The organism is Peptacetobacter hominis (assembly GCF_006861675.1).
Lineage (GTDB): Bacteria > Bacillota > Clostridia > Peptostreptococcales > Peptostreptococcaceae > Peptacetobacter > Peptacetobacter hominis.
In genome coordinates, this window is the sequence record NZ_SGJB01000004.1 from 117,399 (window position 1) to 140,485 (window position 23,087).

Sequence of the window (23,087 nt, forward strand, 5' to 3'; positions counted from 1 at the left end):
TTTATTTTTCTTATACTATTTATAAATCAGAATATATTATAATTCTGTCCACTCTTCATGCATATATATTTCTCTTTTTTCAAGTTCCTCAAATATCTCCTCAGGCTTGAATGCATACTCAGGTATTACTATACCTTTTTTCTCCACTTCACCTTTTGCAAGTATTTCAGCTGCTATGGCAAGAGGTATTCCAACGTTTCTTGTATATGAACGTAATCCTTCCCATCCTTCAACACTTCCATCTGATGCTGGATGAGTATGGTATATTATTCCTCTTTTCTTAACTCCATCTTTTGTTCCTACAACTTCTATATGAAGTGAATATCCAAATAGTTCTGTGTTCTTACCTTCTTCACTCTCTACAAGGTAATCTCCTATAAGAGTCATAAGACCAACTTTTTTGCCATTTACTTCTATTTCAGGATTCTTAAGTATTCCATAATCATAAAGACCTCTTACAAGGTTCATATTCTGCTTAGGCCAAGTTCCTCTTACCTCTATAAGTTTCACATTTTTATCTTTTAATGCCTCTGCAAGTGTAACTGTTTCAGAATGAGGTATTATATACTGAGTTGTCATTCCATATGGTTCAGGAAGCTTTACTTCTCTTGGTCTCGCAAATGGAGGTACCTGTATAAATTCTCCATTTTCAAATACAACTCTGCTTTCAAGTGCAGGATCGTATTCATATGTAGTTGTTTCTGTTATTGATTTTGAAAATGCTATCGGTCTGAATGAACCATGTGAAACATATACCTCGTCTACTTCATCTAGCTGATTTGCAAGATGCATAGCCATCATCTGAGTAGTTCCTGGAGTCATACCAAATCCGGGTACACATGTTTTTCCTTTTTCAACAAATAAGTCATTCCACTGATTTTCTTCTCCAAATCCATTAAGATTTACTCCATGACAACCTGCCTTTGCTATACATTCTGTAGATTTACCATTTAATGTTATCTGTGTTCCATCCATTACAACGTCGTAGCCCTTCATTATTTCAGCTGCTTCGTCAACTTTTGTTACATCTATATGAACAACATCCACCCTGTCGTCATTAAGCCATTCTGCAACTTTTTTCGCTTCTTCAAGGTTGTAGTCTCCTATTGTTATTTTTTCAAAAGAAGAATGCTGTACAAGATCCAGTACTGACTCTCTACTTATTTTTCCTGCTGCTCCTAAACAAAATACTTTCATTTTTTCCTCCTAGATTTATATATATTTTTTTATACAAATTTATTTTAAAATCACTATATTGTGTTTACTGATTCCACATCTATTTTACGTATGTTTCTTTTTGTTGATTTTTCAGATACTTTCTTCATTGAAATTTCCTTCACTCTTATTTTATAAACAGCAAACTCATAAAGCCCTCTCGCAAATACATTTATTACAAGTATAAGTATGCTCATTGCAGCTGCCTGGGCTATGTCTCCAGCTTCCTCCATATGAGTTATAGCTATCGACGCTATTTTAAAGTTTGCACTATATAGAAATACCACCGCGGATACTGTTACCATAGAGTTCATAAAATAGAAAAGGAATATTTCAAGTATCGCTGGTAGAGATAATGGTACTACAACTTTTGAAAAAATCTTTATTTGAGGTATCTTCATACTGTCACCAACATTTTCATATTCTCTGTCCAGCTTTTTCATGGCACTTGTAGCTGTCACAAACGGCACTGCATAAAAGTGCAGAATATTTGCAAGAACAAGTATTGTAACTGTTCCGTATATAAAGTTCAATGGGTTGTTTGCATTGTTGAAAAAGAATATAAAGCCAAGCCCTATAACCATTCCCGGAAGTGCCATAGGTATTGAAGAAAACAACTTACCTATCATCTTTATGTATCTGTTACTTTTGCTTCTTTCAATCATATATGCATATACAAGTACAAATGCAGTTCCTGCAACTGCAGATAAAAAACTCATAAGTACAGAATTTATAAAACTCTGGATTCCCCCTGTAGATGCGTTGAATCTGAAGTTATCAACTGTAAATCCCATTCTATATGGATAATATTCTGTAAATGCTCCCATAAAAAGAACCATTATCATAATCAGAAACGAAAGTGTAACCGCTCCACATATTACATAAAAACATATATCTCTTTTTGTAGATTTTTTTATTTTAAACTCTGTAGATTTTGAACTTATAAAATCTCCATTTTTACCATCAGTAATTCTATCAACTGCAAAACTGAGTATTGCAGGAATAAGCATCAAAGATCCTACCACCGCTCCCATATTCATATTGAACAGACCTGTTACCTGTTTATATATATCGGTAGCCAGAACATTGTAGTTTCCTCCAAGAACCTTTGGAGCACCAAAATCCGTGAATGCAAGTACAAAGCATACAAACAGAGAGTTTATGACTGTATATTTAACTGAAGGAAGAGTTATTTTTACAAGCTTCGTAAAATTACTGCATCCAAGTGTATCCGCCATTTCATAAAGTCTTCCATCAGCATATTTTAATGCTATATAAAACATCAGAAATGACTGAGGAAATGTGTATATTATTTCCGACATTATTATCCCTGTACTTCCATACAGACCAATATCAAATCCAAACATCGTAACTACACCCTGTTTACCAAAAAGATATACAAGAGAAAGACCGTGTGCAACAGTTGGAAGAAACAGCGGTATCATAGCCGCATATCTGAAGAAATTCTTCCCCTTTATATTTGTTTTTGTTAGACCATAGGCATATAAAAATCCCAGGCCAGAACTTATTAAGGCTGTTGCTATAGACACAACCATTGTATTTTTTATCGAAACTGAAAGTGCCGGTGTAGTAAAATATTCAATATAGTTTCCAAATCCGGCAAATGTTCCGTCCTGATTTATCATAGCTTTTGAAAAAAGACTTATAACCGGAAATACAAGAACTATTGTAAATATTATCGTCATAGCCGACATCAGAATATCTGAAGGGTGAATCTTCTTTAATCTGTTCATATCTACACCACCTCTTCATCTAGATATGATACAATATCATCTTTTGTATAATTGAATACCACTCTGTCACCTTTATTAAAATCAATCTCAGACACTTCATCGGACATAAGATCCACACATATTTCTTTCCTATCGTCACATTCTCCGTATACTCTTGTAGTCGCTCCTCTGAACTCTATATTGGTTACTGTTCCTGGCCTGTTTTCCATACCGTCTATTGACATACTAGACATTATTATCTTTTCCGGTCTTATTCCGTAGATATGTTTTCCTTCTCTATATATGTTCATAGAACCTATAAAATCAGCCACAAATGCAGATTTAGGATTTCTGTATATTTCACCCGGAGTTCCTATCTGCTCTATTACAGAATTATTCATTACAACAATCCTATCAGCCATTGTAAGTGCCTCTTCCTGATCATGTGTAACCATTATCGTTGTTATTCCGAGTTTTTTCTGTATATTGCATATTTCTGTTCTTAATTTACTTCTTACTTTTGCATCAAGTGCTGAAAGTGGTTCATCCAGAAGAAGATATTCAGGCTTAAGGGAGATAGCTCTTGCAAGAGCTGTTCTCTGCTGTTGTCCACCAGATAACTGAAATGGATATTTTTTTCTGTGCTCATAAAGATCTACCATTTCCAACACTTCTCTGCATCTTTCAACTCTTTCTTTTTTACTTACTTCTTTTCTCTGCTCAAGTCCGAATAGAATATTCTGCTCTACTGTCATATTTGGAAAAAGAGCATACGACTGAAATACTATACCAAAATTTCTTTTTGATGAATCCAGTTCTGTGCAGTCCTTTCCATTTATGAATATACTTCCGTCACTTGGTTTTTCAAGACCCGCTATTATTCTTAAAAGAGTTGTTTTTCCACATCCTGATGGCCCAAGTATTGAAATAAATTCTCCTTTTTCTATTTCCAGCGATACATCGTTGAGCGCAGTCTGTTTATCAAATACCTTGACTATATTTTTGACTTCTAAAAACGCCATTCTCAGCCCCCCTTAAATCTTTCTTAATTTTTTAAACCTGCCTTCAGCCTATTGATACAATATTATTTATTATTCTTCCGGCTCAGATTTTGCATCAAATTTCTTCATCCATTCGTCAAGTATAGATGTTCTGTTCTCTGCTGCCCATGAGAAGTCATTATCTATAAGCTGATCTATTGGATCATTTTCATATCCTTCATAAGTTCCCACATTATCTGTAGTTATTATTGGATAGTTTACTTTGTAAAGTTCCATTGCATCGTCTGATATTGCCCAATCAAGGAAAGTGTACGCTGCAGGATTTATTTCTTTTTTATTTATAAGAGCATTTGCCTCTAAATCCCAACCTGAACCTTCTTCAGGGAATACAACTTCCACAGGAGCTCCATCTTTTTTCTGACTAAGTCCTGCATATCCAAAACTTATACCTACAGCACATTCTCCTGATGCAGCCATTTTTGCTGGTTTTGAACCAGAGTGAGTATACTGGGCTATGTTTTTATCAAGATCCTCAAGGTATTTCCATCCATCTTCTTCTCCCATTAACTGAAGTATAGCGGAAACTGTAAGGAACCCTGTTCCTGATGAGTTTGGATTTGACATTACTATATGTCCCTTGAATGCTGGATCAAGAAGATCTTTATATGATTTTATTTCCGGTAATCCAAGTTTTTCAGCTTCTACTGTATTTACTGTTATTGCTGTTTCCCAGGCATCTATACCAACCCATGTAGGAACCTCTTTGTCTGATTTAAACTCTGGAAGTATTCTATCTACTCCCTCTGGAGCGTATTCCTTAAGTCCCCCCTGATTATCAAGAACCATCATAGATGATGCTGCTGTTCCCCATACTATATCCGCCTGAGGATTATCTTTTTCAGCTAGAAGTTTTGCCGTTATTATTCCTGTAGACTCCCTTACCACATTTACTTTTATGTCCGGGTATTTTTTGTTGAATTCAGCAAGATAAGTAGATACCTGCTCATCTTCTAATGCTGTATAAACTGTTATTTCACCTTTGTCAGCTTTTTCTCCATTTTCAGATGATGCTGCTTCATTGCTTCCACATCCAGTAGCAAATATTGCTGATGCTGTAATTACTCCAGCCATCATAATACTAAGAAGCCTTTTTTTCAGTTTCATTTTTAATTTCCCCCTAATTATTTTTAATTTGTACTGTCACTCGACCTTACAGCATTAATAATACAGGCTTATTATTAACATTTAATTAACTGTTTTTAAATTTATAGTTAACTTAATATAATAATTAGAGCAATTTCTTGTAATTTTTTTACATAAATTTCAGTATTCAATAACATGTTTTCTAAATTATTTAATAACATGTTCTTCTATAATCTTACTGTTTTTTTTCAGAACCTTAGAATAGTGTTTCGGTTTCCTCACCATAAGTCCCATATAAATCATATCTATAATAGCAAGCTGTGAACATCTGGAAACAATAGCCTCTTTGTATATTATTTTTTCATTTCCAGAGCATATTATTATATCCGAATACTTATTTATTATTGATTCATATGAGTTGGTGATTGTTATTACTGTCGCTCCCGTTCTTTTGGCTATTTTAGCAGCTTCAACTGTATTTTTGGTTTTCCCGCAATATGATATAGCTATTGCAACATCGTTTTTATTCAGATTTGAAGCATATACAGACTGCCTTATATAGTCTGAGCTATATATAACATCAATTCCCATATAAACAAGCTTAATACTTAGATCATCTGCAACAATACACGAGTTCTCAGACGCAAAAATAACTACTTTGCCGGCTTTATCTATTGCCGATACAGCTTTTTCAATATCCTCAGAAGATATGTTCTTTAAAGTGTTTTTAAGCTGCTTTATATTTGATGCTATTATTTTTGATGGTACATCTGATATGTCATCATTTATATCCATCTCAAACTGTGTCATAAGATTGTATTCATCATCATCTTCTTTAAAGTAACCTTTTTCAATCAGATATGTTTTAAATTCCTTGAATCCTTCAAAGCCAAGAGACCTCGAAAATCTAACTACTGTAGGTTGGCTGACTCCTCCTTTTCTGGATAATGTATCTATATTTATATCTTTCGCGGATATTTGATTCTCAATAAAAAGTTCCGCTATTTTTTTTTCTGACTTTCTCATCGAACTGTAATTTGATTCAATTAAAAATCTAATATTTTTTTCCATAACCTTATTCTCCCTTTTTAGATTATTTTCTATAAATTATGTAATATTTATACATATTTTCTATCTCATTTATTTCATGAACACTGTATCTGACTATACTGCGCTATTCTATCTCTAAAATAAATCATAATTTTATCCTGTTTTTCTTATTTTTATTTTGTTTTAACTGATTATATATTTTTTATATTAATTTCATACTTTTAGAATGTTAAAATCCTATAAAATATCCATCTCTTTTTAATATTTTTTTAATGTATATAAATCTTCTAATTTATATATCTGTTATTTCTTATTCTATATATCTATCTTTATTTATTGGACCCTTATTTTGCGCATAAAAAAAGACCATTGCAAAATACAATGGTCTTTATATACATCTTTAATCTTCCTGTTCAATTATTCCATAGCCGCCGTTTCTACGTCTGTATACAAGAGCTATTTCATCAGTCTCCTCATTCTTAAACATGTAAAAATCATGTCCTAATAAATCCATCTGTAAAACAGCTTCTTCCTCAGTCATAGGTTTTACGCTTATTTTCTTACGTCTCTTGATTTCTGTATCCTCTTCTTCTATTTCAACATCATCAAGTATATCATCTGATACAACAGATTCAAATCTTATACTCTGATTTTCCTGATGTTTTTTCTGCATTTTTCCTTTATATTTTCTAAGCTGTATTTTTAATTTATCAAATACAAGGTCTATTGCAGGATATAGATTATCCTGTGCCTCTTCAGCTCTTATTACAGGACCATTTTTAGGAGCTATAGTTACCTCAATTTTATGTCTTCCCTTTTTAGCACTTACAGTAACTCTTACGTCTGTATCTGGACTTATGTATTTATCCAATCTGCCAAGTTTTGCTTCAACGGTGTCCTTTATACCCTGAGTTAATTCCATTTGTCTTCCAGATATAATTATGTTCATAATGACAACTCCTTTCAGATACCGTATTACCGATATCTTTATATCTTTAATTATTATATTCTACATTTATCTGAAAATTCCTTTTTATTTGACATATTTTTTATTTTTATACCTGTTTATTTGTGACTATGTGGATTTTTATTCTGTTGATAATGTGTATAACTTTGTTGGTAAGTTGATAAATGTGTATATTACCCATCCACAGAGATTCTATTTCCCATATTTTTCCACATGTATTGTTGTTAATTTGTTGATTATTTTCCCAATATCTTTTTATATATTTTTATTTTATAGTATAGTATTTTATAGGGGGGTGAATTTAATTGCAGAAAGATTATCTTATAAAGAAAAATCCACTTCATGCCCTGCTTATTTTTTCATTACCTATAATAATAGGTAATCTTTTTCAGCAGACATACACACTTGTCGATTCGGCAATTGTAGGAAGATTTGTAGGTGAAGAAGCTCTTGCGGCAATAGGAGCTTCCTATTCTCTGACTAATATTTTCATATGTGTCGCAATTGGAGGGGGTATTGGCGCTTCTGTCGTAGTTGGACAGTATTTTGGAGCCGGAAATTTTTCAAAACTTAAGACAGCTGTATCGACAGCACTTATATCCTTTGCTGTTTTAAGTATTTTACTTGGCTTTTTCGGACTCTTATTAAGCAGAGAAATTATGATCCTTTTGAATACACCTGAGAATGTTTTGGATATGTCATCCTTATATCTTGGAATATATTTTCTTGGTCTTCCATTTCTTTTTATGTATAATATCCTTTCATCTATGTTTAATGCACTTGGAAAATCAAAAATACCTCTTGTTTTCCTTATTTTCTCATCTGTATTCAACATAGTTCTGGACATTATATTGGTTAAAAACTTTGGACTCGGTGTACGAGGTGTTGCATATGCAACTCTTATCGCACAGGGAATTTCCGCACTGGCATCATTCATCGTATTTGTGAAGTTTCTTAAAACTCTTGAAAGTAACAGTGAATTTCATTTTTTCGATACTTCCGAGCTTTTTTCAATTATAAGAATAGCTCTTCCATCTATACTTCAGCAGTCCACTGTTTCCATCGGTATGATGCTTGTCCAGTCGGTTGTAAATAGTTTCGGCTCAGAATCACTTGCAGGTTTTTCAGCTGCAATGAGAGTTGAGTCAATCTGTATAGTTCCTCTTACTGGTATAGGTAATGCTGTTTCCGCTTATACAGCACAGAATATAGGCGCAGGTTCCTTTGAAAGAGTGAAAACAGGATACAAATATGCAAACTTTATGGTAATTATCTCTGCTGCTGTAATATGTTTTATTCTTCAGTTTTTCAATAATAGTATAGTTTATGCTTTTCTTGGATCTAATGGAACAGCAACAGCTTTCTCGACAGCAGAAGCCTATATGACTTTTGTGGGATGGTTTTACTGTATTCTTGGATTTAAACTATGTGCAGACAGTGTGTTGAAGGGTGCAGGAGATATGAGTGTATTTACATTTGCAAGTCTTCTGAATCTTTTTGTCAGAGTTTTCGTCGCGGTAAAATTTGCTCCAATATACGGTATTGCTTTTGTATGGTATGCCGTTCCTCTGGGATGGGCGATAAACCGGTCTATATCATTTATCAGATATAAAGGCGGAAAATGGAAAAATAAATCCGTAATATCAAGATAGAATAATAATTTTTTATTGTCTTTATATTACATATAAAAATACCCGTATCTACTGGATGTAAATACGGGTTTTGCTTTTTAAACTATGATGTTCAGCTGACCTGGTCTTTGCCCCCACACTCGCCTACTGGAGGGTTCGCTCGGGTTTGCCTCACTACTACTCTCTCTCGATTTGAATTTATTTTTTGAATATCGGTAGGTCTTACTTCTAGGCCGCACCATGATCACTTCTCCGCTTTTGGAGATAGCTTACGTGGATCCCTTTGCCTGCGACTGGCCTGGACTTGCAACCACAGACCTGAACATCTCTATCTATTCTAAATGTTTTTTATTACAAGGTCAATACTTTTTTATAATATGATTCTATGAATAGGCTCCTGTCAGAAACGTAAGAACTGTTATATCCGATACTCCGGATATTTTAAGAACCTTTGAAATTTCATTTGCTGTGGCTCCCGTTGTAAATATATCATCTATAAGTATCAGATGTTTTCCACGTATCAATTCTTCATTGCACAGAGAAAACACATTTTTAAGTTCTTTTTCTCTTTCAGATTTATCCAGATTATACAATCTCTTTGTTGCTCTATTTCTTTTTATACATTCCAAAGCTGGTATACCAGTGTATTCCGATAAATACTGTGCTATTTTTTCAGACTGATTAAATCCTCTCTGTCTGAATCTTTTTTTATGGAGAGGTACATATATCAGAAAATCCCCTTTTATATCATCAAATACCATCTTATCTTTCATTATTTCAGCTATATATCTTGCCATATATGTATTTCCGTAATATTTAAGAGAAAAAACCATTTTTTTGCTTTTATCACAGTATTCTACACACGATACGGCTCTGTCAAAATAAAATCTCTTTCCTTCACAGAATTCACATCTTTTTAGTTCCTTTTTCTTTTCTGAAAATCCAGTTTCATATTCATTGTATCTATCATTTATATATTCAGTATCCTCGTCTACAGTTTCTGCATATTCTCTATCGTCTGAAATATTTATTTTATTTATCACAGGTTTTCCGCAGAACATACACTCCTCTTTTATAAATGATATTTCGTCAAAACAATCTTTGCACATTGAGTAAGTATTTTGAGAATCTATTTCCTTTCCACATATTATACATGTGATATTCTGTGGAAATACAAACTGTATTATCGCTGAGATAACAGCTTTTATCATTTATATAATTACACCTTCTTCTTTTAGTACGCCCAGTCTTTCTGAAAGCATTGAATATCTTGCATTTACCCTGTTGTTTTTTATCATCATATCAAGATATCTCGTATCTCCTACAAGCACTACAAGTTTTTTAGCTCTCGTTATTGCAGTGTACAGAAGGTTCCTTGACAGAAGCATAGGTGGAGCCCAGGATATCGGTATTACAACAACAGGAAATTCACTTCCCTGGCTTTTATGGATTGTAGTGCAGAAACTATGTTCAATCTCATCCATTTCCTCATAGCTGTATTCTACTATTTTACTTTCATCAAATATGACGTATATAAGTTTTTTATTTTTATCTATATAATAAATATACCCTATATCGCCATTATATATACCTTCTCCTGAATCCTTTTCATCCTCTGTTTTCCACGATTTGGTATAGTTGTTTTTTATCTGCATTACCTTGTCTCCAACTCTGAAGGTTCTCTTATTAAATACCGCCTCTGCTTTCCTTTCACCTGGTGGATTCAGGCAGCTCTGAAGCACAGTATTCATGTTATTTACCCCTACATCACCTTTTCTCATAGGACTCAGAATCTGTATATCTCTCAACCCATCGACTTTGTAGAATTCCGGAAGTCTTTTTTCAACAAGCCCTACAACTGTATCCATGATTTTCTGCGGAGTTTCACCGTTTAGAAAGAAGAAGTCCTTTCCTTTCCGATTCAGTACAGGTCTTTCACCTTTATTTATTTTATGAGCATTTACAACTATCATACTCTGCTCAGCCTGTCTGAATATTTCATTGAGCCTAACTGTTTTTATTACCCCTGAATCTATTATATCTCCAAGAACATTTCCCGCTCCTACAGATGGAAGCTGATCACTATCTCCTACTATAATTAGTTTTGTTCCCGGTTTTATTGCACTTAAAAGGCTGTTCATAAGCAGTATATCTATCATTGAAGCTTCGTCAACTATTATTACATCTGCTTTGATTGGTTCTTCCTCATTTCTGAAAAATACAAGTTCATCATCTGTTGAATATCCCATTTCAAGAAGTCTGTGTATTGTTTTGGACTCTTCTCCAGTAGTTTCTGTCATTCTTTTTGCCGCTCTTCCTGTAGGCGCTGCAAGAGCGACCTCTTTTTTCATTCCTCTGAATATCTTTATTATTGTATTTATCGTCGTGGTTTTACCTGTCCCGGGTCCCCCTGTTATTACAGTTACACCACCGTTTACAGCCTCTTTTACCGCCTGTCTTTGATTATCTGCAAGCTTTATATTTTCAGCCTTTTCAACTTCATTTATTTTATCTGATATGTCTATATTTTTATCTTTTGTAAATTCAAATACTGAAAGTTCAACGAGCTTATTGCACACAGATGTTTCCGCCAGAAAATAGTTCATAAGGTATACTGCTATCCCTTCTTTAGTATTTTCCAGTTTTATTTTCTGATCATATGCAAGTGATAAAAGACAGTTGTCAACTCTTTCCATATCTATATTCATAAGGTCCATAGCTTCCTTTTCAACTTCAGATTCCGGAAGATATGTGTGTCCCTCCATCAGAGCATTTCTCAGTACAAACAGGATTCCCTGCTCTATTCTGTCCTCAGAATTCATATCTATTCCCATTTTCCGAGCAATATTATCCGCGGTTTTAAAACCTATCCCTCTTATATCCTCAGCAAGTCTATATGGATTTTCTGCTATAAGTTTAAGTGCATTTGATCTGTATCTTTTATATATTCTTAGACACTGATTTGGACTGATTCCATATGGAGACATCTCAATTATAATATTTCTAAGTTCTCTATCTTCCGAATAACTCTTTTTTATCTGCTCAATCTTTTTTCTTCCTATTCCCTCAACCTCAAGAAGTCTATCTGGAGTATTCTGTATAACATCCAGTGTCTCTACACCGAATTTTTCTATTATTCGGTTGGCCATTTTTTCTCCGATTCCTTTTACCATTCCAGATGCAAGATATACCCTTATGCCTTCTACTGATGTAGGTATTACTGGAATAAATTTTTCCGCTTCAAACTGTTCACCGTATAACCTATGTCTTCCCCATTTTCCTTCAAGCTCGACTGTCTCTCCAATTGAAAGTGTAGGCATACATCCAACAGCTGTAAAATCTCCGTCCCCATTTGAAAGTCTGGCTATTGTGTAGCCATTTTCTTCATTGTGAAATACTATGTCGGTTACCATTCCTTCTAATCGTTCCATTTTGCACCTCCTTTTTATTGCCGATTCTGAAACATACCACTATTATACTACACAGTTTTTATTTTTTCCAAACACAGGTTCTGTTAAAATAAAAAAAACAGATATGCAAAATGCATATCCGTTTTTTTAAAATATATATCTATGAACACAATCAACTTTATTATATATTATTTTTATGAGATTTTCCATATAAAGTTTTTATACTGTCCAGAAAAATATTTTTTTATAAAATTACTCTCCAAGAGCCTCTTTTTTAAGAAGTTCTGCCTTGTCTGTTCTTTCCCAAGGAAGGTCTATATCAGTTCTTCCAAAGTGTCCGTATGCAGCACATTTTTTGTATATAGGTCTTAAAAGATCTAGATCTCTTATTATTGCCCCTGGTCTTAAATCGAAGTGTTTGTTTACTAGTTCTACTAGTTTTTCCTCTGATACTTTTCCTGTTCCGAATGTATCTACAAATACTGATAGAGGTCTTGCTATTCCTATCGCATATGAAAGCTCTATCTCACACTTGTCTGCAAGTCCTGCAGCTACTATGTTCTTAGCTACGTATCTTGCAGCATATGCAGCTGATCTGTCAACTTTTGTTGGGTCTTTTCCTGAGAATGCTCCACCGCCGTGTCTAGCATATCCTCCGTAAGTATCTATTATTATTTTTCTTCCTGTAAGTCCTGTATCTCCCTGTGGTCCACCTATTACGAATCTTCCTGTTGGGTTTATGTAGTATAGTGTTTCGTCGTCAAGAAGTTCTGCTGGTATAACAGCTTTTATTACGTGATTTATAAGGTCTTCTCTTATTTTTTCAGCTGATACATCTTCTCCGTGCTGAGATGATATAAGAACTGTGTGTACTCTCACTGGAGTATTGTCTTCGTACTCTACTGTAACCTGAGTTTTTCCGTCTGGTCTAAGATAGTCAAGAAGCCCTGATTTTCTTACTTCTGTAAGTCTTCTTGAAAGTTTGTGTGCAAGTGATATTGGAAGAGGCATAAGTTCTGGAGTTTCATTACATGCAAATCCGAACATTATTCCCTGGTCTCCTGCTCCAACCTTCTCTATTTCATCTTCAGTAACTTCTCCTGATTTACTTTCAAGTCCTTCATCGACACCCATTGCTATGTCTCCAGACTGCTCATCTATAGAAGTTATAACCGCACATGTATCGCAGTCAAATCCGTATTTAGCTCTTGTGTATCCTATTTCTCTTACTGTTTCTCTTACAAGTTTTGGTATATCAACGTATGCTGATGTACTTATTTCTCCTGCTACAAGAACAAGTCCTGTAGTAACTGTAGTTTCGCATGCAACCCTTGATTTTGGATCTGCCTCAAGTAGGGCATCAAGTATAGAATCTGATATCTGGTCGCATATTTTATCCGGATGTCCCTCAGTAACAGACTCTGATGTAAATAAATGTCTTGCCATTTTCTAATTCCTCCTTTTTATTATATTACCTTATCGTTTTATATTTTTTACAAATAAAAAACCTCTTCACACAAAGAAGAGGTTAACAGTCTAAAACAATTAACTGACCTCATCTTTCAGGATTTCTCCTGTAGGAATTAGCACCTTTTCCCATATGGGTGGTTGCCGGGCTTCATAGGGCCTGTCCCTCAGCCTCTCTTGATAAGGTAATCAAGATTTTTAAATTTTTCAATACTGATGATTATTTTATATTATATTCTATATTTTGTCAATATATTTTTATTATTTATCTGTAAGTGCAAACATAAGCTCTCCCTTACATACAAGTTCATCACCTACGTATGCCACTGCATTTGCCTTTCCTATATTTCTCTTAAGCGCAGTCATTTCAACTTCCATTCTAAGGGTATCTCCAGGTCTTACTTCTCTTTTGAATCTTACTTTATCTATACCGGCAAATACACCTATTTTACCCTTGTTTTCTTCAAGAGAAAGCATTGCAACTGCACCTACCTGAGCCATAGCTTCTATTATAAGAACACCAGGCATTATAGGATACTGTGGAAAATGACCCTGAAAAAACGGTTCATTTACTGTCACATTTTTTATACCTACAGCTCTTTTTCCTGTTTCAAGCTCTGTTATTCTATCTACAAGAAGAAACGGATATCTATGAGGTATTATTTCTTTTATCTGGTCTATATTAAGCATCAGTAATCCCCCTTATTTAGACTCTTCTTTAGGCATTCCTCTGAATGATCCACCTGTCTTAAGCATATCTAAGAATCCAAGAGCTGCTCCTGTTCCTATAGCAACACATGATAAAGGATTATCAGCTATTTTTACTTTTATTCCTGTTCTCTGTTCTATTTTCTTGTCAAGACCGTATAGAAGAGATCCTCCTCCAGTCATAACTATTCCAGACTCACTTATATCAGCTGCAAGTTCTGGTGGAGTTTTTTCAAGTACAGAATGAGTTGTTGAAACTATCTGTTCAACACATTCCTCAAGAGCTTCCAGTGTTTCAGAAGAGTTTATTTCAACTGTACATGGAAGTCCTGTAAGCTGGTTTCTTCCTGTAACTTTCATGAATTTTTCCTCTTCTCTTGCAAAGGCACTTCCGATTTCTATTTTTACTTTTTCAGCAGTTCTTTCCCCTATTATAAGGTTGTGCTGTTTTTTCATATATTTTGTTATTGCCTCGTCAAACTTATCCCCACCAACTTTGATAGAGTCGCTTACAACAGCACCGCCAAGAGATATTACAGCTATATCAGTAGTACCTCCACCGATATCTATAACCATATTACCATTTGGCTCACCAATTTCTATTCCTGCTCCTATAGCAGCTGCTATAGGTTCTTCTATTACATAAACTTCTCTTGCTCCTGCCTGTTTAGTCGCATCTTCAACCGCTCTTTTTTCAACTTCAGTAACACCTGTAGGAACACATACCATTATTCTAGGCATTACAAATTTTCCGAACCCTTTTTTCTCAACTATTTTTTCAACAAAATGCTTAAGCATTTTTTCAGTAGTATTGTAGTCAGATATAACACCATCTCTAAGAGGTCTTATAGCTGATATATTTGCAGGTGTTCTACCTATCATTTTCTTTGCTTCTTCACCAACTGCAAGAACTGTATTTGTTTTATTATCTATAGCCACAACAGATGGCTCTTCAAGAACTATTCCTTTTCCTGTAACATATACAAGTACATTTGCTGTACCTAAATCTATTCCTATATCAACACCAGATACTTTTGCCATTTCTCTAACTCCTTTTTACTTATTTTTCTATCTATTATCTATTATACTCTTTATTTGCATTATTTAAAATCTATTAGTCTACTATTTCTATGTCTCCACCAAGAGCTCTTATTTTCTTGTCTATATCAACATAGCCTCTCTGTATATGGTATATCTCACCTATCTGAGTTTCTCCCTCAGCTATAAGGCCGCAAAGAATCAACGCTGCACCTGCTCTAAGGTCTGTAGCATTTACATTAGATCCATAAAGCTTTTCTACACCGTTTACTATTGCACTTCTTCCCTCTATTTTTATGTCTGCACCCATTCTATTGAATTCAGCAACATGCATAAATCTGTTTTCAAATACTGTTTCTATCACAACTGCAGTTCCATTTGCAACAGTAAGCATTGCCATAAACTGCGCCTGCACATCTGTAGGGAATCCAGGATGAGGAAGAGTTTTTATATCTATAGGTTTTAGGACTTCAGGCCCTATTACTCTAACAGAATCTCCCATATCTATAACTTCACATCCAGCTTCTATAAGTTTTGCAGATATAGGTTTTAGATGTTCCATAAGAACATTTTCTATAACTATATCTCCCTTTGTCATAGCTGCCGCAACCATATAAGTAGCCGCTTCTATTCTATCTGGTATAACTGTATGCTCTGCACCGTGAAGTTTTTCAACTCCCTGTATTTTTATTGTGTTTGTTCCAGCACCCTTTACATTTGCTCCCATTTCATTAAGGAAGTTTGCAAGGTCTACTATCTCAGGCTCTTCTGCAGCATTTTCTATTATAGTTGTTCCTTCTGCAAGAGCTGCTGCCATCATTATGTTTTCAGTTGCTCCAACTGATGGGAAATCAAGATAAAGCTTTTTACCTACAAGCTTTTCTGTAGAAGCCTCAACAAAACCATGATCCATATCTATCTTAGCTCCTAATGCCTTGAATCCTTTCAGATGAAGATCTATAGGTCTTGTACCTATAGCACATCCTCCCGGCATAGATATTTTTGTTCTGTTGAATCTTGCTAAAAGAGGACCCATTACAAGGAATGATGCTCTCATTTTTCTTACAAGATCATATGGTGCCTCACAAGTATTTATGTTGCTTGCATCTACAGTAAGTGTGTTATCTTTATACTCTACTTCTGCTCCAAGATGTCTTAGAAGATCTGATATTACATGAACGTCTCTAAGATTAGGAACTCCATTTAAAACCGTTTTTTCTTCTGTAAGAAGTGTAGCTGCTATTATTGGAAGCACTGCATTTTTTGCTCCATCTATTCTAACTGTCCCTTTTAGTGGACCACTTTTTCTAACTATTATTTTTGGCATAATATTTCTCCTCTTAATCAAATATCTTTTATATATAAATTGTCAACTGTTCTTTTGTCTAATCATAAGTAACTGAAAATAAATCCAGATACCGTTTATACTTTACATTTTATTATATAATATTTTTTGTGAAATTTCATTATAATCACTTAGTTTGTAACTATTTTTAATCTATTGTTTTTATTTTGACACGTTTTCTATTATACCATTTTATTATGACTTTATGAATAGATAAAAACAAAAAAAATGGCTATTTATAATAAATAGCCATTTTTTCGGTATATTGATTTATATTATTCACCTTTTACAAGATTATATTCATATTCTTTTACACCATCTGCATTATATACATCTGTAAATCCATTTTCTACAAGAAGTTCCGCAAGTTTTCCACTTTTCTTTCCTGAGTTGCAGTAAACCATAACTTTTGAATCTTTATACTGTTCAAGATCTGAAAGTTTTGATTCAGCTTCGTCAACAAATACGTTTATTGCTCCATCTATATGTCCTGCTTTAAATTCCTCTGCATCTCTTGCGTCTATTACAACAGCATTTTCTTCACCCATAGAACTTACAAGCTCATCACCTGTCATATCTTTTACTTCTGCTGTTTTCTGTTCCTGAGAAGTACTCTCTCCTGAAGATGAATCACTGTTGTTTGAGCATCCTGATACCGCAAACATAGATGCTATCATCATACCCGCTAAAACTACACTTAATTTTCTGTTTAATTTCATGATAAATACTCCTTTGTTATGATATTAAAGATAATTATATCACAAAATTTATTTTTTATATATATTTATTTTTAAGTATATAAATTAATTATAAATAACAATTTTATATAGTTTTATTCTATAAGTCTTATTTTTCAGAAAATATATATATTTCCCAGAAAATAAAAAAAGTGTATTTTCATACACCTATTTTATTTATGCTATTTTCCAAATCTGAAAAGTCTCTGAAGTCCTCTTTTTATAACCTGGAAGAATGTCAGTGATTTTACCATTCTTTCTGATGCTATATATTTATTTATTGCTCTTAAAGTAGCCTTATTGTCTCTTGTAGAAAAAGCAAGTGTTCCGTTCTGTTTTGTCACTATGGCAAATCTAGGTATTACTTTTCCTTTAAAGTTCACAGATGCCATTACATAGTCGACTTCAGTCCATGGTATCTGTATATAATCTCTTGCATTTCTGTCATTATAGAATTCAAATGCCTTATCTCCTATCATTACTTTTCCATAATCTGCCATTCCAAGATAAGATGTCGCCGGTACTGTATAGTCTACTTTTGTATTAAGTGACTGTATCATATAATTTCCCTCCATTAAAAATAAAATATATTAAAGAAAAAGCTCAGATAACTGAGCTTTTTCGATAATTGCTATTTTATATATTACATTATTCCTGCAAGATGAGCAAGTATACCAACTATGAATAATGCTATGATTATTAATATTGGAGATACTTTTTTCTTTAATAACCAGCAGCAAAGTAATGTTAATAATAATGCTGCAAGTCCAGGAATAAGCTGATCTAAGTTCTGCTGTAAAGTAGTTACTTTAACCTGATCAAGTGCTGATGCTCCTATACTGTTGTACATTGAAATAGCTTCTTTTATACCTTCAGATCCAGCTGGAAGATTTGCCCAATCTATATATGCTCCTTCAGACTGAGTAACCTGAGATACAACTGGAGTAAATGATATACTTACCCAACGCTGAACAAGAGAACCTATTATGAACATACCAAGTATAGATGCTCCCTGAGTAACTTTTCCTAAAAGTCCTCCAGATAAGTCGTTTGCTATTGAGCTACCAACTTTATATCCGAATTCCTGAGTGTATATTATAAATGCTATACGTATTACGTTCCATACTACGAAGAATAGTAATGGTCCAAGTATACTTCCACCTAATGCAAGAGATGCACCAAGTGCTCCAAGTATAGGTCTTAGAGTGAACCAGAATACTGGGTCACCAACCCCTGCTAGAGGTCCCATCATACCTACTTTAACACCCTGTATAGCCTGATCGTCTACCTGTGCACCATTAGCACGTTCTTCTTCAAGTGCTAATGTAACCCCCATAACTGGAGCTGAAACATATGGATGAGTGTTGTAGAACTCCATGTGTCTTTTTAATGCAGCTATCTGATCTTCTTTATTTGGGTATAATTTCTTGATAGCTGGTATCATTGAGAAACACCAACCACCATTCTGCATACGTTCGTAGTTCCAAGAACCCTGAAGGAACTGATGACGTAATGCAACAGACATACGTTCTTTTTTACTTAATGATATTTTTTCTGCCATCTTCTTTTCCTCCTTCAAGATTTTAATAATCGTTTAATATATCACCTAATGGGTCCCCAGAGCCACCTACTCCGTTTCCACCATTACCTGCATTTTCTTTTAATCCTAGGTATATTAATGCTAATGCAACACCTATTGCACCAAGTGCTATAAGAGTTAATTCACCTATTGCTGCAAGAACAAATCCTAGAGCGAAGAATGGCCATGTTTCTTTTGTTGACATCATGTTTATAACCATTGCGTATCCGACAGCGGCTACCATTCCACCACCTATTGACATACCAGTTGAAAGCCATTCAGGCATTGAGTTAAGTGCTGCTGTTACAGCTTCTGCTGGTATGAAGCAAAGTGCTGCTGCTGGTATTGCTATTCTGACACCCTGCATTAATATAGCTATTACATGCCACATTTCCATTGCACGTATATTACCTTTTTCAGCTGCTCCGTCCATTATATGAACTATTGGTATAGCTAATGTACGGCAGATCATTGTAAGGAAAAGACCTGCTACTGAAAGTGGTATAGCAACTGCTATAGATGTAGATATTGCAGTCTGAACATTAGTATCTCCACCCTGAAGTCCTAATACCATTATTATTGCAGATGCTACAGATGCTAAAGCGGCATCCGGTGCAACTGCTGCACCAACGTTTGCCCATCCAAGAGCTATCATCTGAAGTGAACCACCAAGTATTATACCTTCAGTTAAATGTCCACTTACTAATCCTATTAATGTACACGCTACTAGAGGCTGATGGAACTGGAACTGGTCAAGAACACCTTCCATACCTGCTAGCAGGGCAACAACTATTATTAAAAGTACTGTTATTATAGACATAACTTTTTATCCTCCCTGCTTTATGCTTTTGCTAATTCAGTTTTTGCTTTGTTAAGAAGGCTGTCGATATTTTCTCTTGAGTCAGTTGGAACTTTACGAACGTCAAATGAAATACCTTTAGCTTTTATAGCTTCTAGTGTTTCAACATCCGCAGAATCCATTGCTAATGCTTTAGTTACAACAACCTTACCTACTGAGTGAGCCATAGAACCTAAGTTAAGTTCTTTAATATCAACTCCACCTTCTATTGCACGAAGTGCATCCTGAGGTGTTTCGAATAATAACATCGCATGTGTATTACCAAAACGAGTATCTTTTGCTACTTTTATCATTTTGTCTACTGGAACGACATTGGCTTTAACACCTGGAGGTGCTGCCTGTTCTATCATTTTCTTACGTAAATCATCTTTTGCAACTGAGTCAGATACAACTATTATACGATCTGGTCTAGTTTCTTTTGTCCAGGCTGTAGCAACCTGTCCATGTAATAGACGAGTATCAACACGAGCAAATACGTATTTGATTTTTCCGTCTCCTATTACAGTTCCTTCTGGTATAGCACCCTGTGGAGCCTGTGCAACTGGAGCTGCAGCTTCTTTTACAGGTTCTAGAGATTCTGGAAGAACTTTTATTCCATCTCTTCCTGCCCCTACTATAAACTCTGCTATTTCGTGAGCAGTCTGCATTCCCAGACGAGCACCATATGCTTCTACAAGCATTGGTAAGTTTAAGCCTGTTACTATTGCCCATTTATCATGTCCATCCATAAGTCCACTTGCCTGGTTGAATGGAGTTCCACTCCATAGGTCAACTAAGAATAAAACTTCTTCAGGATTTTCAAATGATGCAACAGCTTCTTCCATCTTTGCTTTTAAGTCAGCTGGACCTTCGCTTGGCTGTAATGTAACAGCTTTTACGTTTTCCTGCTCACCGAATATCATTGATACCGATTGCAGAATACCTGTAGCGAAATCTCCGTGGCTAGCAAGAACTATTCCTACCATTTTCTTTTCCTCCATTTCATCATATTTGAAGTAACCACACATATGACAGGATAGAAATTCTGTTAATATAAATTATAGCTGGATATTTTAGTTAAAAATCACATTTTTTAAGTATACCGCTTTCCGATTGGATAAGCCGAGTATATAAGTATAAAATTCACTTTCCTGATTTGTGTATTGCGTGGATACAGTATAATTATATAAAATATTGAAATTTTTTTCAACAATATTTTGTCAAACTTTTTATATGTTTATTAATTATTTTTATCATATAGCTATAGAAATAATTGATTACAGTATTAACAAGCTTTAAAATCTTGATTAAATAAAGTTTTTATATATTATTATAAATAAAATAAAACCACTATCACAGCCATTTCAGGACATGATAGTGGTACTTTTTTTCTAAATTATTCTACTGTAACAGATTTTGCAAGGTTTCTTGGTTTATCTACATCAAGCCCTCTTAAAGTAGATACATAGTAAGAAAGAAGCTGCATAGGCACAACTGCCATTACTGGTGAAAGCATATCATCAGAATTTGGAATGTATATTACATCATCAGCAACCTTTTCAACACCTTTATTGTGTTCCTGAGCTATTGCCACAACATATGCCCCTCTTGCAGTTACCTCCTGCATATTTGAAACCATTTTTTCAAAAAGTTTTTCCTGTGTAGCTATTGATATTACAGGAGTTCCCTCTTCTATAAGAGCTATTGTTCCATGCTTAAGTTCTCCTGCTGCAAAAGCTTCAGCATGTATGTATGAAACCTCTTTTAATTTCAGAGATCCCTCCATTGCAAGCGCATAGTCTATTCCTCTTCCAAGGAAGAACGCATGCTCTTTATCTACTATTTTCTGTGCTATTTCTTTTATCTTATCCTGATTGTCAAGTATTGACTGTACTCCTTCAGGTAAAGTTTTCATTTTTTCAATCATATACATATAGTAATCTTCTTTTATGCTTCCTTTTTCAAGAGCGAAGTTAAGGGCTATCATATAAAGAGATACTATCTGAGTTGTATAAGCTTTTGTAGATGCAACTGCTATTTCAGGACCTGCCCAAGTATAGAATACATCATCAGCTTCTCTTGCTATAGAAGAACCGACAACATTTGTTACTGCAAGTATTCTTGCTCCTTTTGCCTTTGAATCTCTAAGAACTGCTAGTGTATCAGCAGTTTCTCCTGACTGACTTACAAGGATTACAAGTGAATTTTCATCCACAAAGTTATCGTTGTATCTGAATTCAGATGCTATATCTGTTATAACAGGTACATTAAGAAAGGCTTCAAGAGCTTTTTTGCCAAGAAGTCCGGCATGATATGCAGTTCCACAGGCTACAATATATATCTTGTTTATTTTTTCAAGATCTTCTTTTTTCATTTTTATACTGTCAAGTACAATTTTTCCTGACTCATCAAGTCTTCTTTCAAGAGTGTTTTTTATTCCTTCTGGCTGTTCATGTATTTCCTTTGCCATGAAGCAGTCAAATCCACCTTTTGATGCAGCCTCAACATCCCATGTTACATCAAATATTTCTTTTTCAACCGGATTTCTTTCTGCATCGTATATTTTAAGGTCAGTTCCTTTTATATGTACAACTTCTCCATTTTCTAGGAAGTATACTTTTCTTGTATATTTAAGTAGTGCTGGTATATCTGACGCTACAAAGTTTTCTCCTTCACCTATACCTGCTATAAGCGGACTGTCTTTTCTTACTGCAACAAGCTCATCAGGAGCATCTTTGCATACTACACCAAGAGCATATGCACCTCTAAGTCTTTCAACTGTTTTATAAACTGCATCAAGAAGATTTCCTTCATAATACTTATCTACAAGATGTGGTATTACCTCTGTATCTGTCTGAGATAAGAACTCTACTCCATCTGCCATAAGTTCCTCTTTAAGCTCCATGTAGTTTTCTATTATACCATTGTGTACTACTGCTATTGTTTTATCCTTATTGAAATGAGGATGAGAGTTTGTATCTGATGGCTCTCCGTGAGTTGCCCATCTTGTATGTCCTATACCAAGATTACCCTTCATTTCATTTTTTTCGATATCTTCTGCAAGAACTGCAAGTCTTCCCTTGAACTTTCTTATTTCAAGTCCTCCTTCACTGCATACAGCTATTCCTGCAGAGTCATATCCTCTGTACTCCAGCTTTGATAATCCATCAACGATTACCTCTGCTGCATTTTTTGTTCCTAAATAACCTACTATTCCACACATAT

Annotated in this window: 19 protein-coding genes and 1 riboswitch; of the genes, 1 reads left to right on the forward strand and 18 read right to left on the reverse strand. The window is 34.6% G+C overall.

Features of this window, described 5'->3' with window-relative positions:
- Positions 1-36: 36 nt before the first annotated feature.
- The 6 genes from EXD82_RS03365 to hpf form a co-directional block, all read right to left on the reverse strand.
- Complete coding sequence (locus EXD82_RS03365; protein WP_142535504.1) at positions 37-1,197, reverse strand: saccharopine dehydrogenase family protein; 1,161 nt, start codon at positions 1,195-1,197, stop codon at positions 37-39.
- 53 nt (positions 1,198-1,250) lie between these two features.
- Positions 1,251-2,969 (reverse strand): putative 2-aminoethylphosphonate ABC transporter permease subunit, encoded by a 1,719-nt coding sequence (locus EXD82_RS03370; RefSeq protein WP_194149435.1) that lies wholly within the window; start codon positions 2,967-2,969, stop codon positions 1,251-1,253.
- A gap of 2 nt (positions 2,970-2,971) precedes the next feature.
- Positions 2,972-3,970, reverse strand: coding sequence for an ABC transporter ATP-binding protein (locus tag EXD82_RS03375; RefSeq protein ID WP_142535505.1), 999 nt, complete (start codon positions 3,968-3,970; stop codon positions 2,972-2,974).
- Between the two features lie 69 nt (positions 3,971-4,039).
- Positions 4,040-5,113 carry a putative 2-aminoethylphosphonate ABC transporter substrate-binding protein gene (locus EXD82_RS03380; RefSeq protein WP_142535506.1) on the reverse strand — a complete coding sequence of 358 codons (1,074 nt, stop codon included), beginning with the start codon at positions 5,111-5,113 and terminating at the stop codon, positions 4,040-4,042.
- A 186-nt stretch (positions 5,114-5,299) separates the two neighbouring features.
- Entirely contained in the window at positions 5,300-6,163 is an 864-nt protein-coding gene (locus EXD82_RS03385; protein WP_142535507.1) for a MurR/RpiR family transcriptional regulator, read from the reverse strand.
- Between the two features lie 379 nt (positions 6,164-6,542).
- A complete protein-coding gene (gene hpf, locus EXD82_RS03390; protein WP_142535508.1) occupies positions 6,543-7,091 on the reverse strand; it encodes a ribosome hibernation-promoting factor, HPF/YfiA family in 549 nt (182 codons plus the stop codon).
- A 323-nt stretch (positions 7,092-7,414) separates the two neighbouring features.
- Between hpf and EXD82_RS03395 the strand changes: the two genes are divergently transcribed.
- The gene (locus EXD82_RS03395; RefSeq protein ID WP_142535509.1) at positions 7,415-8,761 is read left to right on the forward strand and encodes an MATE family efflux transporter; all 1,347 of its coding nucleotides are present in this window, start codon (positions 7,415-7,417) and stop codon (positions 8,759-8,761) included.
- 362 nt (positions 8,762-9,123) lie between these two features.
- Here EXD82_RS03395 and EXD82_RS03400 read toward each other — a convergent pair whose 3' ends face one another.
- The 12 genes from EXD82_RS03400 to glmS all read right to left on the reverse strand — a co-directional run bounded on the left by EXD82_RS03400 (position 9,124) and on the right by glmS (position 23,085).
- A complete protein-coding gene (locus EXD82_RS03400; protein ID WP_174919143.1) occupies positions 9,124-9,951 on the reverse strand; it encodes a ComF family protein in 828 nt (275 codons plus the stop codon).
- Positions 9,952-12,171 carry an SF1B family DNA helicase RecD2 gene (recD2, locus tag EXD82_RS03405; RefSeq protein WP_142535510.1) on the reverse strand — a complete coding sequence of 740 codons (2,220 nt, stop codon included), beginning with the start codon at positions 12,169-12,171 and terminating at the stop codon, positions 9,952-9,954. It lies immediately after the preceding gene.
- Positions 12,172-12,402: 231 nt separating this feature from the next.
- Complete coding sequence (metK, locus tag EXD82_RS03410) at positions 12,403-13,596, reverse strand: methionine adenosyltransferase (protein WP_142535511.1); 1,194 nt, start codon at positions 13,594-13,596, stop codon at positions 12,403-12,405.
- Positions 13,597-13,702: 106 nt separating this feature from the next.
- Positions 13,703-13,804: riboswitch (SAM riboswitch) on the reverse strand.
- 74 nt (positions 13,805-13,878) lie between these two features.
- Positions 13,879-14,307 (reverse strand): 3-hydroxyacyl-ACP dehydratase FabZ, encoded by a 429-nt coding sequence (gene fabZ / locus EXD82_RS03415; RefSeq protein WP_142535512.1) that lies wholly within the window; start codon positions 14,305-14,307, stop codon positions 13,879-13,881.
- Between the two features lie 12 nt (positions 14,308-14,319).
- The gene (gene mreB / locus EXD82_RS03420) at positions 14,320-15,366 is read right to left on the reverse strand and encodes a rod shape-determining protein (RefSeq protein ID WP_142535513.1); all 1,047 of its coding nucleotides are present in this window, start codon (positions 15,364-15,366) and stop codon (positions 14,320-14,322) included.
- A gap of 73 nt (positions 15,367-15,439) precedes the next feature.
- Positions 15,440-16,690, reverse strand: a complete 1,251-nt coding sequence (murA, locus tag EXD82_RS03425; protein WP_174919144.1) for a UDP-N-acetylglucosamine 1-carboxyvinyltransferase — start codon at positions 16,688-16,690, stop codon at positions 15,440-15,442.
- Between the two features lie 293 nt (positions 16,691-16,983).
- Positions 16,984-17,427, reverse strand: a complete 444-nt coding sequence (locus tag EXD82_RS03430; protein WP_142535514.1) for a rhodanese-like domain-containing protein — start codon at positions 17,425-17,427, stop codon at positions 16,984-16,986.
- Positions 17,428-17,627: 200 nt separating this feature from the next.
- Positions 17,628-18,005 (reverse strand): DUF956 family protein, encoded by a 378-nt coding sequence (locus EXD82_RS03435; protein WP_142535515.1) that lies wholly within the window; start codon positions 18,003-18,005, stop codon positions 17,628-17,630.
- 83 nt (positions 18,006-18,088) lie between these two features.
- Complete coding sequence (locus EXD82_RS03440) at positions 18,089-19,006, reverse strand: PTS system mannose/fructose/sorbose family transporter subunit IID (RefSeq protein WP_142535516.1); 918 nt, start codon at positions 19,004-19,006, stop codon at positions 18,089-18,091.
- Between the two features lie 22 nt (positions 19,007-19,028).
- Entirely contained in the window at positions 19,029-19,844 is an 816-nt protein-coding gene (locus EXD82_RS03445; RefSeq protein ID WP_142535517.1) for a PTS mannose/fructose/sorbose transporter subunit IIC, read from the reverse strand.
- A 20-nt stretch (positions 19,845-19,864) separates the two neighbouring features.
- The gene (locus tag EXD82_RS03450; RefSeq protein WP_142535518.1) at positions 19,865-20,848 is read right to left on the reverse strand and encodes a mannose/fructose/sorbose PTS transporter subunit IIA; all 984 of its coding nucleotides are present in this window, start codon (positions 20,846-20,848) and stop codon (positions 19,865-19,867) included.
- 410 nt (positions 20,849-21,258) lie between these two features.
- Complete coding sequence (glmS, locus tag EXD82_RS03455) at positions 21,259-23,085, reverse strand: glutamine--fructose-6-phosphate transaminase (isomerizing) (RefSeq protein ID WP_142535519.1); 1,827 nt, start codon at positions 23,083-23,085, stop codon at positions 21,259-21,261.
- Positions 23,086-23,087: the final 2 nt, after the last annotated feature.